Genomic DNA, 14,803 nt, shown 5'->3' on the forward strand with positions numbered 1-14,803 from the left:
GCCTGCGCCGGTTGCGGCTCGTCGAGCGAACCGCGGAAGTCTGTCCGGTTCAAATACCGGAAACCTTTCGGTGACCGATACATAAGGGCGCATAAGCTTATTACAAGGGCAGGCCTAAAATTTTTTCATCGCGGCTCGTGATGTGCACGGCCATAAACGAACACGGCACCCGAAGGTGCCGTGTGAGTGCAGAAGTTACTTGGTATCGCGGTGTTCGAACTCGCCTTCGATCACATCGCCTTCGCGGCCCAGGGGCTGGCGCGGTGCGGGACCGCCGCGAGGTTGCAGGTCATCGGCGAACGCGCGCTGACGCATGGCCTGTTCTTCGGCACGCTGGCGCATCTTGTTGGCGAACAGACGACGGCTGAACGGCAACAGCAGGATCAGACCGGCCACGTCGCTGATGAAACCCGGCAGGATCAGCAGACCACCGGCCAGGGCCAGCATCAGGCCTTCAAGCATGGTCTGCGCAGGCAGTTCGCCGCGGTTCAGGCTTTCACGGGCACGCAGGGCGGTGGCCAGTCCGGCGATACGCAGCACGAATACGCCGAACATCGAGCCGAGAATGATCAGCAGCAGGGCCGGGAAAAATCCGATCGAACCTGCCACTTTGACGAATACGAACAGCTCCAACACCGGGAACAGCAGAAAGAGCAACAAAAAAGGGCGCATCAAAGTTTCCTCAACGCAAGAAATGCCTTGCAGTAAGCCTTAGATGACGTCGCCCTTTCGTGAATTCAAGCGTCGGCCACCGCATTTTTTGGCCAGACCTCGGCGTGAGCCAGAGAAACCAAGGCTTCGCGCACTTGTATCGGCGTATGACAAGGCGCTTGAAACGGCAGCCAGTACAGCGCCTGACCGATGCGCAGGTGCATGCCTTCGGTGTCGATCCCGGCCATTTGTGCCGGTACGGTTTTCGGCAGCCCGGCGAGGTCGACGTAATGCGCGATGGCCTTGGCGTGGTCGCTGTTCATGTGCTCGACCATGCTGATCTCGGCCTTGCCGGCGAACGGGTTGGCCAGGGTCAGGTGATCGACCCAGTGGATCGCGCCGAAACCGCCGATGTAGCGATGACGCACAGGCTTGAGCACCCAGAAATCGAAATCGTGGGCCTTGTGGTAATTCTGCGAATCGGGGAAATAGCGGTAGTAACGCTCGGCGGCGGCTTCGATGGCGGCTGCGTCTTCGAGTTTTTCCGCTTCCGCCAGATAGGTCAGGCGACCAACGGCTTGCACATCGTCAGCCTCGCGCTCTCCCACCAGCAGCGAACATTTCGGATCTTTCTGCAGGTTGTGGGTGTGCTGGGCGATGCGGCTGATCAGGATCAGCGGCCGGCCCTGCTCGTCCAGGCAGTAAGGAACCACGGAGCCAAACGGAAAACCGGGCATTGATTTGGAGTGGGTCGACAGCACGCCACGGTATTCCTTGAGAAGCAATTCTCGGGCATTCTTAGCCGCTTCAACGCTCAATTTATGACTCCTTAATTAGAATCCGTCGAAAAAACGGACGGGCAACCTGGATTACGTCCCGGTCGCCATCGGGGCAGTTCTCATGTGCAGCCGGGCCATGTCGGGCGCAGATCGAGAGGCTCTCTAAAGGACACCACTCTGACCTGCTCTCGGGGACATGCGAATGCAACTCAACGACAAAGTAATCATTATCACTGGCGGTTGCCAAGGCTTGGGCCGCTCGATGGCCGAGTATTTCGCAGGCAAGGGCGCGAAGCTGGCACTGGTCGACCTGAACCAGGAAAAACTCGATGACGCCGTCGCGGCCTGCAAGGCCAAGGGCGTCGAGGCCCGCAGCTATCTGTGCAACGTCGCCAACGAAGAACAGGTGACACACATGGTTGCCCAGGTCGCCGAAGACTTCGGCGCGATCCACGGCCTGATCAACAACGCCGGGATCCTGCGCGATGGCCTGCTGCTCAAGGTCAAGGACGGCGAAATGACCAAGATGAGCCTGGCCCAATGGCAGGCGGTGATCGACGTCAACCTGACCGGCGTATTCCTCTGCACCCGTGAAGTGGCGGCAAAAATGGTCGAGCTGAAGAACAGCGGCGCGATCATCAACATCTCGTCGATCTCCCGCGCGGGCAACGTCGGCCAGACCAACTACTCCGCCGCCAAGGCCGGTGTGGCGGCAGCGACCGTGACCTGGGCCAAGGAACTGGCGCGCTACGGCATCCGCGTGGCGGGCATCGCACCGGGCTTCATCGAAACCGAGATGACCCTGGGCATGAAGCCGGAAGCGCTGGAGAAAATGACTTCGGGCATTCCACTCAAGCGCATGGGCAAGCCGGAAGAGATCGCCCATTCTGCGGCGTACATCTTCGAGAACGACTACTACACCGGCCGGATTCTGGAGATGGACGGCGGGTTGCGCATCTGACCTCTGCCGCGCAATGAAAAACGCCCCGGTGCACTGGCACCGGGGCGTTTTTTGTTTAAAACACAGCCATCAATCGTCGCTGATGGTGATGTTCGGCATCGCCGGCGACGCCGCTTCCTGCAACACAATCCGCGCACCGACGTGGCGGGCCAGTTCCTGATAGACCATGGCGATCTGGCTGTCCGGCTCGGAAATCACCGTCGGCTTGCCGCCATCGGCCTGTTCGCGGATCAGCATCGACAGTGGCAGCGATGCCAGCAGTTCGACGCCGAACTGGGTCGCCAGCTTCTCGCCACCGCCCTCACCGAACAGATGCTCGGCATGCCCGCAGTTCGAGCAGATGTGCACGGCCATGTTTTCCACCACGCCCAGCACCGGAATGTTGACCTTGCGGAACATCTCCACGCCCTTTCGCGCATCGAGCAGCGCCAGATCCTGCGGGGTGGTGACGATCACTGCACCGGCCACCGGGACTTTCTGCGCCAGGGTCAGCTGGATGTCGCCGGTGCCTGGCGGCATGTCGATGACCAGATAATCCAGGTCGCCCCAGGCGGTTTGCGTGACCAGTTGCAGCAGCGCGCCGGAGACCATCGGCCCGCGCCAGACCATCGGCGTGTTGTCGTCAGTCAGGAAGGCCATCGACATGACTTCCACGCCATGGGCCTGCAGCGGCACGAACCACTTCTGATCCTTGACCTGCGGGCGGGTGCCCTCGGGAATGCCGAACATGATGCCCTGGCTCGGGCCGTAGATATCGGCGTCGAGAATCCCGACCTTCGCGCCTTCACGGGCCAGTGCCAGCGCCAGGTTGGCGGCGGTGGTGGATTTGCCCACGCCACCCTTGCCGGACGCCACGGCGACCACGTTCTTGACGTTGGCCAGCCCCGGAATCTGCGCCTGGGCCTTGTGCGCAGCGATCACGCTGTTGACCTCGACCTTGGCCGACACCACGCCGTCGAGGTTTTCGATGGCCAGTTGCAGCAATTGCGCCCAGCCGCTCTTGAACAGACCGGCGGCATAACCGATTTCCAGCTGCACGCTGACGCGGTCACCGGTGATTTCGATGTTGCGCACGCAACCGGCGCTGACCGGGTCCATGTTCAGGTAAGGGTCGGTGTATTGGCTGAGGACGGCTTCCACCGCTGCGCGAGTGACGGCGCTCATGGGCAACTCCGATAACAAGACTGGGAAAAGATGGCGGGTATCCTACCCCTTCTGTCCTCCGGACGGCATGCCCGGCAACGATTTGCAGGGGTGAAATATCTTTCCCGGCGCTTTATAGTGGCCGACCTCCGTTTCATCAAGTAGCGAAGCCCCACATGTCCGAACCACGCAAGATTCTCGTCACCAGCGCCCTGCCCTACGCCAACGGTTCGATCCACCTTGGCCATATGCTGGAGTACATCCAGACCGATATGTGGGTGCGCTTCCAGAAGCATCGCGGCAATCAGTGCATTTATGTCTGCGCCGACGACGCCCACGGTTCGGCGATCATGCTGCGCGCGGAAAAGGAAGGCATCACCCCGGAACAACTGATCGCCAACGTCCAGGCCGAACACAGCGCCGACTTTGCCGAGTTCCTGGTGGACTTCGACAACTTCCACTCCACTCACGCCGAAGAAAACCGTGAGCTGTCGAGTCAGATCTACCTGAAGCTGCGTGACGCCGGGCACATCGCCCAACGTTCGATCACCCAGTATTTCGACCCGGAAAAGAAAATGTTCCTGGCCGACCGCTTCATCAAGGGCACCTGCCCGAAATGCGGCACCGAAGACCAGTACGGCGACAACTGCGAAAAATGCGGTGCAACCTACGCGCCGACCGACCTGAAGGATCCGAAGTCGGCAATCTCCGGCGCCACCCCGGTGCTCAAGGATTCCCAGCACTTCTTCTTCAAGCTGCCTGACTTCCAGCAGATGCTGCAGACCTGGACCCGCAGCGGCACCCTGCAGGATGCCGTCGCCAACAAGATCGCCGAATGGCTGGACGCCGGCCTGCAACAGTGGGACATCTCCCGCGATGCGCCGTACTTCGGTTTCGAGATCCCGGGCGAGCCGGGCAAGTACTTCTACGTGTGGCTGGATGCGCCGATCGGCTACATGGCCAGCTTCAAGAACCTGTGCAACCGCACGCCGGAGCTGGACTTCGACGCGTTCTGGGGCAAGGACTCCACCGCCGAGCTGTACCACTTCATCGGCAAGGACATCGTCAACTTCCACGCCCTGTTCTGGCCGGCGATGCTCGAAGGCGCGGGTTTCCGCAAGCCGACCGGGATCAACGTGCACGGCTACCTGACCGTCAACGGTCAGAAGATGTCCAAGTCCCGCGGCACCTTCATCAAGGCCCGTACCTACCTGGATCACCTGTCGCCGGAATACCTGCGCTACTACTACGCGGCCAAACTGGGCCGTGGCGTGGACGACCTCGACCTGAACCTCGAAGACTTCGTGCAGAAGGTCAACTCCGACCTGGTCGGCAAAGTCGTCAACATCGCCAGCCGTTGCGCCGGTTTCATCCAGAAGGGCAACGCCGGCCTGCTGGTGGACAACAACGCCGCGCCGGAACTGACCGAAGCGTTCCTGGCCGCCGCGCCGAGCATCGCCGACGCCTATGAAGCCCGCGATTTTGCCCGTGCCATGCGCGAAACCATGGCTTTGGCCGACCGCGCCAACGCCTGGATCGCCGACAAGGCACCGTGGTCGCTGAACAAGCAGGAAGGCAAGCAGGATGAAGTCCAGGCGGTCTGCGCCACGGCGATCAACCTGTTCCGCCAGCTGGTGATCTTCCTCAAGCCGGTGCTGCCGGTGCTGGCCGCCGATGCCGAGGCGTTCCTCAACGTCGCCCCGCTGACCTGGAACGACCACACCACCCTGCTGGCCAACCACCAGTTGAACGAATTCAAACCGTTGATGACCCGCATCGACCCGGTAAAAGTGCAAGCCATGACCGACGCCTCGAAAGAAGACCTGACCGCCAGCCAGACCGACACCGGTGCTGCCGAGCCTGCCGGCAACGGCGAACTGGCCAAGGATCCGCTGTCGCCGGAAATCGACTTCGACACCTTCGCCGCCGTCGACCTGCGCGTGGCGCTGATCGTCAAGGCCGAACACGTGGAAGGCGCGGACAAGCTGCTGCGCCTGACCCTGGATATCGGTGACGAGCAACGCAACGTGTTCTCCGGGATCAAGAGCGCTTACCCGGATCCGTCCAAGCTCGACGGTCGTCTGACCATGATGATTGCCAACCTCAAGCCACGGAAAATGAAGTTCGGCATCTCCGAAGGTATGGTGATGGCAGCCGGCCCTGGCGGTGAAGAAATCTACCTGCTGAGCCCGGACAGCGGCGCCAAGCCGGGTCAGCGCATCAAGTAAGGTTCTGCACTGATCGATCCCACAGGCGTACCCCGTGCGCCTGTGGGATTTTTCATATCTGGTCCGCCCGTCATGGCGGCCGGATAATGCCTAATCTTAAGTGACACCCGCCCGCTCTCACCGGCAGAACCATGACCGAACTCGTGCTTACGCTCTTCAGTGCTGCGCTGATCAACAACTTCGTGTTGCATTGGCCGCTGGGCGTCGATCCGCTGCTGGCGGGCGAACGCCGTCAGGTGCATGCGCTGGGGCTGGCAACATTGTGTCTGATGCTGATTGTCGGTGTGGCGGGTTACGTGATCTGGCATTGGCTGCTGGTGCCGTTGCAACTGGAGTTCCTGCGCCTGTTCGTATTCCTGCCGCTGAGCGTCCTGCTGATCGCACCTTTGTTGAAGTGGCTGGCGCGATGGCGACCCGATATGCCGTTCGACGGCTTGTGGCCGCTGCTGCTGGGCAATGCCGGTGTGCTGGGGCTGACGCTGATCAACGCGCAAGCGGATAAAGGCCTGTTTCATGCAGCGGCGCTGAGCCTCGGCGCCGGCCTGGGTTTCTGGCTGGTGTTGAGCCTGTTCAGCGATTTACGCGAACGCACGGCCGACAACGATATTCCCCTGCCCTTTCGTGGCCTGCCGATCCAGTTGATTGGTGCCGGACTGATGGCGGTGGCTTTTCTCGGATTCAGTGGACTGATCAAAACATGAGTCTGATTCAACGCATCGATGCCCTGCTGCCGCAGACCCAATGCGGCAAGTGCGGCCATCCCGGATGCAAACCCTACGCGGAAGGCATCGCCGCCGGCGAGCCGATCAACAAGTGCCCGCCGGGTGGCGACGAAACCATCGCGGCACTGGCGGAACTGCTGAAGATTCCGGTGCTGGAACTGGATATCAGCCGTGGCACCGCACCGCCGCAAGTGGCGTTTATCCGCGAAGCCGAATGCATCGGCTGCACCAAGTGCATTCAGGCCTGCCCGATCGATGCCATCGTCGGCGCGGCAAAACTGATGCACACGGTGATCATCGACGAGTGCACCGGTTGCGACCTGTGCGTGGCACCCTGCCCGGTGGATTGCATCGAAATGCACCCGCTGCCGCCCGGCACGTTGCCAGTGGTGGGTGGCCTGGCCAACAGTCTCGAAGAACAACAGGCGCGCACCGCCAAGCGCGATCACGCCCGGCAACGTTTCGAACGGCGTAACGCCCGGCTGCAAAGAGAAGAACAGCAGAAACAGGCCGAACGCGAAGCTCGCGCACAACGTGCAGCACAGGTTGAAGTTGCGTCCACCACGCTTGATCCGGTGCAGGCAGCGCTGGAACGGGTGCGCGCGCAGAAAGCCGCAACCGCCGATGCCGCGCTGAAAAAGGCCAAGATCGATGTGGCGATGAGCCGCGCCCAGTTGCACAAATCGCTGAAAGCCTTCGGCCATCCGCCGACCTTCGAACAGCAGTCGCAATTGATCGTTTTACAGCAGCAATTCGAAGCCGCTGAACAGGCGCTGGCCAAACTGGAAAGCAGCGCCGCACCTGCGCCGGTCGTGACAACCCCGGCGAAAGACGCCGATCTGAAACGAGCAAAAATCCAGCTGGCGATGCGCCGTGCCGAGCTGAAAAAGGCGCAGACCGCAGAGGCTCCACCGGAGCAGATTGCTGCGCTCGAACAAGCGCTGCGTGACGCCGAGCAAGCGTTGCACGACGCAGAAGCCGCCAGCGATCAACCGGCCCCCGACCTTGTGCGCGTGGAGAAACGTCCGATCGACAACCAGCTTCGTCAGCTGAAAACCGAACTGGCCTACGCGCGCGCCGACCTGAACAAACTGCAACGACGTGACGGCACGCCAGCCGAAGTCCTCGACAAGGCCCGCACCCGCCTGCAAGAGGCGGAGCGGCAGGTGGAAGCTCATGTCATCCATTGAAACCAGGGACGAACGCCTGCAACAGGCGATGAAGCTGGTTTTGCTGGCGATATTGCCGGGGTTGCTGGCGTTGTTCTGGTTTTACGGCTGGGGGGTGTTGATCAACCTGATCCTCTCCGTCGCCACAGCCTTGAGCGTCGAAGCTGCCGTGACCTCTCTGCGCCGGCAGCCGCTGCAAGCGACCCTGACCGATGGCAGCGCGGTGGTCAGCGCCACGCTGCTGGCCATCGCCCTGCCGCCTTACTGCCCGTGGTGGCTGACGGTCACGGCGATCGGCTCGGGCCTGCTATTGGGCAAACATTTGTACGGTGGCGTGGGCCGAAACCCTTTCAATCCAGCCATGCTCGGCTTTGCCCTGGTGATGGTGATGTTTCCGCAGCCGATGACTCATTGGCCTGCCCATGGGATGGATCTGACGGCGGCTTTTGGCCAGGTATTCAACTTGGGCACGCAGCCGGACGCCTGGGTTCAGGCCACCGCGCTGGACAGTCTGCGCATCAACAAAAGCCTGACCATGGACGAACTGTTTGCCGGCAATCCGGCGTTCGGCCGTTTTGGCGGGCACGGCGTCGAATGGGCGAACCTGGCATTCCTCGCCGGCGGGCTGTTCCTGCTGCAGCGTCGGGTGATCGGCTGGCAGGCGCCGGTCGGCATGCTCGCCAGCCTGTTCGTCATCAGCCTGCTGTGCTGGAATGGCTCAGGGTCCGACTCCCATGGCTCACCACTGTTTCATCTGCTGAGTGGCGCTACCATGCTTGGCGCGTTCTTCATCGTCACCGAGCCGGTTTCCGGTGCAAAAAGCTCGCTCGCACGCCTGTTGTTCGGCGTGGGCGCTGGCCTGCTGACCTATCTGATTCGCACCTGGGGCGGCTACCCGGATGGCGTGGCGTTCGCGGTATTGCTGATGAATCTGTGCGTGCCGGCGCTGGAACGCATTGCAGCCGCTCGTCAGGCGCAGGTGAAGCCATGAACCGCACGAACAGCCTGATCACCCTGGCGCTGCTGGCGACTATTGGTGTCGGCGTGACGTATGTCGTGCAACGCAGCAATGCGCCGCACATCGCTGCCGAACAGCGTCAGCTCGAGAGTCGCAAACTGCTGGACGTGCTTTCAGTCGATGCGTACGACAATCAGCCTCTCGAACAGCCTCTGGCGCTGGCCGACACCCACTTGAGCCACAGCGAGCTGCTGGGTGGTTATCAGGCGACCAAGGCCGGCCAACCGGTGGCGGTGCTGCTGCGCACCCGGAGCGAGGGCTATGCGGGTCCCATCGAGTTGCTGATTGCCATCGATGCTAATGGCCGATTGCTCGGCGTGAAAACCCTGGAGCAAACGGAAACACCGGCACTGGGCGGGCACATCGGCGACTGGCCGAACACCTGGCTGCAGGCGTTTATCGGCAAATCCGGCAGCCAACCGACCGATGCCGGATGGGCCCTGAAAAAGGATCAGGGACAATTCGACCAGATCGCAGGTGCAACCATCACGTCCCGCGCAGCCATCAACGCCATCCACGATGCCCTGCGTTACTTCGACGGCCACCGGACAACCCTGCTCGGGAGCGCGCCATGAACACGTCAGCGACACTGTCGAACTCAATGATGCTGGTGCTGTTGATCGGCGCCACTGACTCCGTGGCGGGCGCGCTGGCGATTGTGCTGATGTTCGCTGTTGTGGTGAGCCTGTATGGCGTGTGCATGGCACCGCTGCGGGCACGACTGAGCGGCGAGAGCCTGTTACCGGTCAGCCTGGTGCTGGCCGCGACGTTGACGGGGTGTGCCGATATTCTGCTGCAACGCAGCGCTGTGCAGTGGCATCAACTGGTCAGCCTTTACGTCGGCCTGATCGGTTTGCAGTGCGTCATATTCGAACACAACGGATTATTTCGACTGCCAGCCCGAGGACGTCTGAAACAGTGCGGCTTGTTCATCGCACTGATGACCGTGCTGGCGGTGTTGCGCGAGCTGCTCGGTCAGGGCAGCATCGGCCATCACCTGTCGGATCACTGGCAAGGCTTGATTCTGTCCGGCGACGGCCTGCATTTCGCGACGCTCGCTCCCGGCGCCTTCATATTGCTGGGGCTGTTGCTCGCCGCCCGTCAGGCCTGCACTCACTCGCTCCGCCGCCCCACCCGAGGAAACGCATCACCCATGAATGCCGCAAAACGTCTGGAGATCTTCCGCCGGTTTCACGAGGACAATCCCGAACCCAAGACCGAACTCGCCTATTCTTCGCCTTTCGAATTGTTGATCGCGGTGATTCTGTCCGCGCAATCGACTGACGTCGGGGTGAACAAGGCGACGGCAAAGCTTTACCCGGTGGCCAACACACCGGCCGCCATTCATGCACTGGGCGTCGAAGGTCTGTCCGAGTACATCAAGACTATCGGCCTCTATAACAGCAAGGCCAAAAACGTGATCGAAACCTGTCGCATGCTGGTCGAACTGCACAATGGCGAAGTCCCGCAGACGCGCGAAGAGCTGGAGGCATTGCCCGGCGTTGGCCGCAAGACCGCCAACGTCGTGCTCAATACCGCGTTCCGACAGTTGACGATGGCGGTGGACACCCACATTTTCCGGGTCAGCAACCGCACCGGTATTGCCCCTGGCAAGAATGTGGTCGAAGTGGAAAACAAACTGATGAAGTTTGTGCCAAAGCAATACCTGCTCGATTCACACCACTGGCTCATTCTTCACGGTCGCTATGTGTGCCTGGCCCGCAAGCCGCGGTGTGGCAGCTGTCGGATCGAAGACTTGTGCGAATACAAGGCCAAAACTTCGGACGATTGAGCGTCTATTGGAATTATTGATATTGCGATTGAAAAAATCTTTTTTACGATCTGCTGGATTATCGATATAAGGAGCGCCAAAGGCAGTCTTAGCCTGGAGTTAACCTTATGAGCACCAGCAAAGAGCAAGTGGACGTAGAAGACGATTTCGTCGCAGATGCGGACGACGAACCGGTGGTTGAGGTCGCCAAGACCAACCTGAGCAAACGCCGGACCATCGATAACATGCTTGAGGAACGCCGACTGCAAAAGCAATTGGCCGATTACGACTTTGATCTCTGACATTTAAAAGCCTCCGCAACGGAGGCTTTTTCGTTTCTGCTGCAAGCTGATGCCGATCTGCCCATGATCCGTCAGCGACTGAAGCGGTCAGACCAGGCCATTGCGCTGGGCCAGTTCGATCAGATCCACCAGCGACCGCGCGTTGAGCTTCAACAGCAACCGTGTCTTGTAGGTGCTGACGGTCTTGTTGCTGAGAAACATGCCATCGGCGATTTCCTTGTTGGTCTTGCCGCGTGCCAGCTGCTGCAACACCATCATCTCGCGCCCGGAAAGACGATCGACCATATCGGCTTCACTGGCATTCCCCAGGCTGGTGCGTACGGTGTGCAACGCCTGATTCGGAAAATAACTGTATCCGGACAGCACAGCCTTGATAGCACTGAGCAGTTCGGTCAGATCCTGTTGTTTGCAAACATATCCTGCTGCCCCGACTGCATGCAGCGCATGGAAAAATGGCCCGGGGCCTGGGACGTCAACACCAACACCTTCAAAGGCATTGCGCTAGTTGTAAGGCGCGCAATGACTTCCAGTCCATCAAGTTTTGGTATACCGATATCGAGAATGACAATATCGGGCATCTGGTCGCGAGCCAGTTGTAATGCATCCACTCCGTTATCCGTTTCTGCAATGACTTCGTAGCCATGACGCTCCATCAGCATACGCACCGCAAGACGAATGACAGGATGATCATCCACGATCAGCACTTTATTCATGGGCAAGTCCAGTTTCGCTGTTCGAATTTTTAGAACCGGCACAATAACGTAGTCATTTCATCCATGGCATAGCGAAGTTCCCTTGCATCAGTAGCGAGAGACACTTCCTACAGGCAATAAAGATTTATCCTACAGAAAAGACTCATGAGCATGACTACTGGATAGCGAACCTTGAAAAAGATGCACTCAGCGGGACAAAAAAACCGAAACAACATACTTATATCCAACCGGATTTTTTTACTATAAACACCAAATACCGGGGAGCAAAATCCTCCAACCACAAAAATCAAAACCACCCAACACAATGAGAAAGATCACTCATGAGTAAAGAATATGTTAAAGATCAACAAAAAAATCACCAACCCCATCAGTGTCATTGCCATATTCGCGTTTATCTCCGAAACGTCCGCAGCGGTGTCCTTGCCCTTCCTTGACAACGACGAACGGGAAATCTACATCTGGTTTCTGATCAGCTTTCCATTTTATTTGTTATTCCTGTTCTTCATTACATTGAACTTCAACTACCGATCCCTTTATGCGCCCTCCGACTTTGATAACGACAAGAACTTTCTCAAAGCTTTTAAAGATGAAGCCCCTGACATTCCAGGCGAGTCCACAGTTCAATCGAACACAGGACCGCATACCGTAAAACTACCAAAACCACTGAGCACACTGTGCATCATTGATATTCGAGGACCGAATACCGAATCAAAAATCGACACGCAATTGAAAAAAATCCCACACCCCGGTAAGAACTTACCAAGAATACTCCTCGTTTTAACCGACGACATGTCGGATATTTTACCGAAAGAAAATTTCGCCAAAACGCTAAAACAAGGAAAAAAAACCATGGGAACGACGCATTGTATTATTTACGATGTCCACTCGCTGAACATCACTGTATTGGGAAAAGTTTAAATTGAGGCGCGGATACACGAAGCGCATCAGTGCGATGCACAAAGTACCCATTGATACGGAAACGCTGATCGGCAACGATCAGGTAAACAGAAGGGTTTTACAACATAGCGGCCTTGTCACAACGACAAGGCCGCTATTTCACATCAGGCCCGAGGGGCTCAGAACAGCTTGCGGCCCTTGTTGGCAGCAATACGCATGCGCAGCGCGTTGAGCTTGATGAAGCCCGCCGCGTCGGCCTGGTTGTAAGCGCCGCCGTCTTCTTCGAAGGTCGCGATGTTGGCGTCGAACAGCGAGTCGTCGGACTTGCGGCCGGTCACGATCACGTTGCCCTTGTACAGTTTCAGGCGCACGACGCCGTTCACGTTGACCTGGGAGGCGTCGATCATCTGTTGCAGCATCAGACGCTCAGGGCTCCACCAGTAGCCGGTGTAGATCAGGCTGGCATACTTCGGCATCAGCTCGTCTTTCAGGTGAGCGACTTCGCGGTCCAGGGTGATCGATTCAATGGCGCGGTGAGCACGCAGCATGATGGTGCCGCCCGGGGTTTCGTAGCAGCCACGGGACTTCATGCCAACATAACGGTTCTCAACGATGTCGAGACGACCGATACCGTGTTGACCACCGATCTTGTTGAGGGTCGCCAGTACGGTGGCCGGGGTCATTTCGACGCCGTCCAGCGCGACGATGTCGCCGTTGCGGTAGGTCAGCTCCAGGTACTGCGGGGTGTCGGGAGCCTTCTCCGGGGAGACGGTCCAGCGCCACATGTCTTCCTCGTGCTCGGTCCAGGTGTCTTCCAGCACGCCGCCTTCATAGGAGATGTGCAGCAGGTTGGCGTCCATCGAGTACGGGGATTTCTTCTTGCCGTGACGCTCGATCGGGATCGCGTGCTTCTCGGCGTAATCCATCAGCTTCTCGCGGGACAGCAGGTCCCACTCGCGCCAAGGGGCGATCACTTTCACGCCTGGCTTGAGCGCGTAGGCACCCAGTTCGAAACGTACCTGGTCGTTGCCCTTGCCGGTCGCGCCGTGGGAAATGGCGTCGGCGCCGGTTTCGTTGGCGATTTCGATCAGACGCTTGGCGATCAGCGGACGCGCGATGGAAGTACCCAGCAGGTACTCGCCTTCGTAAACGGTGTTGGCGCGGAACATCGGGAACACGAAGTCACGCACGAATTCTTCGCGCAGGTCGTCGATGTAGATTTCTTTGACGCCCATGGCCTGCGCCTTGGCGCGAGCCGGCTCGACCTCTTCGCCCTGACCCAGGTCAGCGGTGAAGGTCACGACTTCACAGTTATAAGTATCCTGCAGCCACTTGAGGATCACCGAAGTGTCCAGGCCGCCGGAATACGCCAGAACGACCTTGTTTACGTCCGCCATGCCATCACTCCACGGGGTTCTACGGAAAGCCGAGGAGTCTACCGCTCAAACGCGATAATTTACAGAGGCGCGACAGCTTAAGACGACAAAGCGACAGAATCTGTCGAGAGCGCGACGATGACCGACAGGTCAGGAAGTCGCCGCAGCGTTGGCAGGCGTACTGGCTTGAGGCGCTGGAGCAGTGACCGGTGCCACCCGGGCCAGCTTCACGCTGACTCGCCGGTTTTTCGCCCGGTTGGCGGCGTTGGTGTTCGGTACCAGCGGGTATTGCTCGCCGTGGAAACGCACGGTGATCTGCGATTCGGCGATGCCGTTGGCCTTGAAGAAATCGACCACCGCCAGCGCACGACGGCGCGACAACTCACGATTGGTCAGGCGATTGCCGCTGTTGTCGGAATAGCCATCGAGTTCAATGTGATTGACCGTCGGATCGGCCTTCATGAACTCGAGCATTACTTGCAGTTTGGCTTTCGCGGCGGCGTCCAGATCGGTGCCTTCGCCCGGAAATCCAACTTGCGAATTTTTGACCTGATCGAAATTCTGCGGGAGCAGTTTCGCCACGCAGGTCTGATAGTCATTGAACGCCTTGCTGAACTTGACCGGCAGCAGACGCACTTCGGAGACCCGTCCATCACCGGAGGCACGGCGCACCACCGGGCTGCGACCTTCCAGCAAACCGCTGATCAGCCCGCCGGCCTGCGATTGCGAACTGTTGAACAGCACGTTGCCGGTGCCGATCCTGACGCTGCCCAGGTTGATGTCATTGCGTCCCGGCTGCCAGGGCGCTGCCGCCGCCAGCAAGGTTGCCGAACCACCGCCCAGCATCGCGTTGTAGGCATTCAGGCGAAAGATCGCCTGCTCGCCGGCCTTGCGCACGAACTGGCCCGAGCCGAAATCGGTGATCGGCTGCGTCAGGCGGCATTCGAACTTGTCGCCTTCGACCGTCCACTCAATGTTCTCCAGACGGGTCTGGTAGGTCAGTGCCATCGCGGGAAGACTGGCAAACACACTGAGCAAGGCTAAATAACGCTGGCGCACGGGAGGCTCCATTG

The 14,803-nt window shown here is 59.3% G+C and carries 13 protein-coding genes and 3 pseudogenes; 10 read left to right on the forward strand and 6 right to left on the reverse strand.

The genetic code is table 11. From position 1 onward, the window contains the following. Nucleotides 1-195: 195 nt before the first annotated feature. The gene (locus IF189_RS22405) at nt 196-672 is read right to left on the reverse strand and encodes an FxsA family protein (RefSeq protein WP_085709542.1); all 477 of its coding nucleotides are present in this window, start codon (nt 670-672) and stop codon (nt 196-198) included. 65 nt (nt 673-737) lie between these two features. Next, the gene (locus IF189_RS22410) at nt 738-1,469 is read right to left on the reverse strand and encodes a HugZ family protein (RefSeq protein ID WP_085709541.1); all 732 of its coding nucleotides are present in this window, start codon (nt 1,467-1,469) and stop codon (nt 738-740) included. Between the two features lie 163 nt (nt 1,470-1,632). On the opposite strand from IF189_RS22410, the gene IF189_RS22415 reads away from it, so the two are divergent. Beyond that, the gene (locus tag IF189_RS22415) at nt 1,633-2,391 is read left to right on the forward strand and encodes an SDR family oxidoreductase (protein WP_011335726.1); all 759 of its coding nucleotides are present in this window, start codon (nt 1,633-1,635) and stop codon (nt 2,389-2,391) included. Nucleotides 2,392-2,460: 69 nt separating this feature from the next. On the opposite strand, the gene apbC is transcribed toward IF189_RS22415, so the two are convergent. Next, the gene (gene apbC / locus IF189_RS22420; protein WP_134827948.1) at nt 2,461-3,555 is read right to left on the reverse strand and encodes an iron-sulfur cluster carrier protein ApbC; all 1,095 of its coding nucleotides are present in this window, start codon (nt 3,553-3,555) and stop codon (nt 2,461-2,463) included. Between the two features lie 155 nt (nt 3,556-3,710). Between apbC and metG the strand changes: the two genes are divergently transcribed. The 8 genes and pseudogenes from metG to IF189_RS22455 all read left to right on the forward strand — a co-directional run bounded on the left by metG (nt 3,711) and on the right by IF189_RS22455 (nt 10,744). Further along, nucleotides 3,711-5,762, forward strand: coding sequence for a methionine--tRNA ligase (gene metG, locus IF189_RS22425; protein WP_134827949.1), 2,052 nt, complete (start codon nt 3,711-3,713; stop codon nt 5,760-5,762). A 131-nt stretch (nt 5,763-5,893) separates the two neighbouring features. Then, complete coding sequence (locus tag IF189_RS22430) at nt 5,894-6,463, forward strand: electron transport complex protein RnfA (RefSeq protein WP_134827950.1); 570 nt, start codon at nt 5,894-5,896, stop codon at nt 6,461-6,463. Nucleotides 6,464-6,480: 17 nt separating this feature from the next. Then, nucleotides 6,481-6,855: pseudogene (rsxB, locus tag IF189_RS29215) on the forward strand (electron transport complex subunit RsxB); the annotation flags it as partial. A gap of 805 nt (nt 6,856-7,660) precedes the next feature. Continuing rightward, nucleotides 7,661-8,644: an RnfABCDGE type electron transport complex subunit D gene (locus IF189_RS22440; protein ID WP_192552284.1), complete on the forward strand. Its 984-nt coding sequence runs from the start codon at nt 7,661-7,663 to the stop codon at nt 8,642-8,644. Then, nucleotides 8,641-9,246: an RnfABCDGE type electron transport complex subunit G gene (locus tag IF189_RS22445; protein ID WP_192552285.1), complete on the forward strand. Its 606-nt coding sequence runs from the start codon at nt 8,641-8,643 to the stop codon at nt 9,244-9,246. The genes IF189_RS22440 and IF189_RS22445 overlap by 4 nt, the downstream gene beginning before the upstream one ends. Before the next feature lie 89 nt (nt 9,247-9,335). Then, nucleotides 9,336-9,701: pseudogene (locus tag IF189_RS28905) on the forward strand (Rnf-Nqr domain containing protein); the annotation flags it as partial. 123 nt (nt 9,702-9,824) lie between these two features. Further along, nucleotides 9,825-10,463 carry an endonuclease III gene (gene nth / locus IF189_RS28910; RefSeq protein ID WP_085709532.1) on the forward strand — a complete coding sequence of 213 codons (639 nt, stop codon included), beginning with the start codon at nt 9,825-9,827 and terminating at the stop codon, nt 10,461-10,463. 107 nt (nt 10,464-10,570) lie between these two features. After that, nucleotides 10,571-10,744 (forward strand): PA3496 family putative envelope integrity protein, encoded by a 174-nt coding sequence (locus IF189_RS22455; protein ID WP_167443787.1) that lies wholly within the window; start codon nt 10,571-10,573, stop codon nt 10,742-10,744. 87 nt (nt 10,745-10,831) lie between these two features. On the opposite strand, the pseudogene IF189_RS22460 reads toward IF189_RS22455, so the two are convergent. Continuing rightward, a pseudogene (locus tag IF189_RS22460) lies at nt 10,832-11,457 on the reverse strand (response regulator). A gap of 333 nt (nt 11,458-11,790) precedes the next feature. Here IF189_RS22460 and IF189_RS22465 point away from each other — a divergent pair. After that, the gene (locus IF189_RS22465; protein WP_134827955.1) at nt 11,791-12,375 is read left to right on the forward strand and encodes a hypothetical protein; all 585 of its coding nucleotides are present in this window, start codon (nt 11,791-11,793) and stop codon (nt 12,373-12,375) included. A 158-nt stretch (nt 12,376-12,533) separates the two neighbouring features. Here the strand turns inward: IF189_RS22465 and IF189_RS22470 are convergent, their stop codons facing one another. Beyond that, nucleotides 12,534-13,751, reverse strand: a complete 1,218-nt coding sequence (locus tag IF189_RS22470; protein WP_007963976.1) for an argininosuccinate synthase — start codon at nt 13,749-13,751, stop codon at nt 12,534-12,536. Nucleotides 13,752-13,880: 129 nt separating this feature from the next. Next, complete coding sequence (locus IF189_RS22475) at nt 13,881-14,789, reverse strand: flagellar protein MotY (RefSeq protein WP_085699676.1); 909 nt, start codon at nt 14,787-14,789, stop codon at nt 13,881-13,883. Between the last annotated feature and the right edge of the window lie 14 nt (nt 14,790-14,803).

The sequence above is a fragment of the Pseudomonas sp. IzPS59 genome, assembly GCF_014863505.1.
GTDB classification, from domain to species: domain Bacteria; phylum Pseudomonadota; class Gammaproteobacteria; order Pseudomonadales; family Pseudomonadaceae; genus Aquipseudomonas; species Aquipseudomonas kribbensis.

What these genes read in the sequence shown, in the direction of transcription:
- IF189_RS22405 (WP_085709542.1), bottom strand. Translation starts at nt 672, where the DNA reads ATGCGCCCTTTTTTGTTGCTCTTTCTGCTGTTCCCGGTGTTGGAGCTG.
- IF189_RS22415 (WP_011335726.1), top strand. Translation starts at nt 1,633, where the DNA reads ATGCAACTCAACGACAAAGTAATCATTATCACTGGCGGTTGCCAAGGC.
- apbC (WP_134827948.1), bottom strand. Translation starts at nt 3,555, where the DNA reads ATGAGCGCCGTCACTCGCGCAGCGGTGGAAGCCGTCCTCAGCCAATAC.
- metG (WP_134827949.1), top strand. Translation starts at nt 3,711, where the DNA reads ATGTCCGAACCACGCAAGATTCTCGTCACCAGCGCCCTGCCCTACGCC.
- IF189_RS22430 (WP_134827950.1), top strand. Translation starts at nt 5,894, where the DNA reads ATGACCGAACTCGTGCTTACGCTCTTCAGTGCTGCGCTGATCAACAAC.
- IF189_RS22440 (WP_192552284.1), top strand. Translation starts at nt 7,661, where the DNA reads ATGTCATCCATTGAAACCAGGGACGAACGCCTGCAACAGGCGATGAAG.
- IF189_RS22445 (WP_192552285.1), top strand. Translation starts at nt 8,641, where the DNA reads ATGAACCGCACGAACAGCCTGATCACCCTGGCGCTGCTGGCGACTATT.
- nth (WP_085709532.1), top strand. Translation starts at nt 9,825, where the DNA reads ATGAATGCCGCAAAACGTCTGGAGATCTTCCGCCGGTTTCACGAGGAC.
- IF189_RS22455 (WP_167443787.1), top strand. Translation starts at nt 10,571, where the DNA reads ATGAGCACCAGCAAAGAGCAAGTGGACGTAGAAGACGATTTCGTCGCA.
- IF189_RS22465 (WP_134827955.1), top strand. Translation starts at nt 11,791, where the DNA reads ATGTTAAAGATCAACAAAAAAATCACCAACCCCATCAGTGTCATTGCC.
- IF189_RS22470 (WP_007963976.1), bottom strand. Translation starts at nt 13,751, where the DNA reads ATGGCGGACGTAAACAAGGTCGTTCTGGCGTATTCCGGCGGCCTGGAC.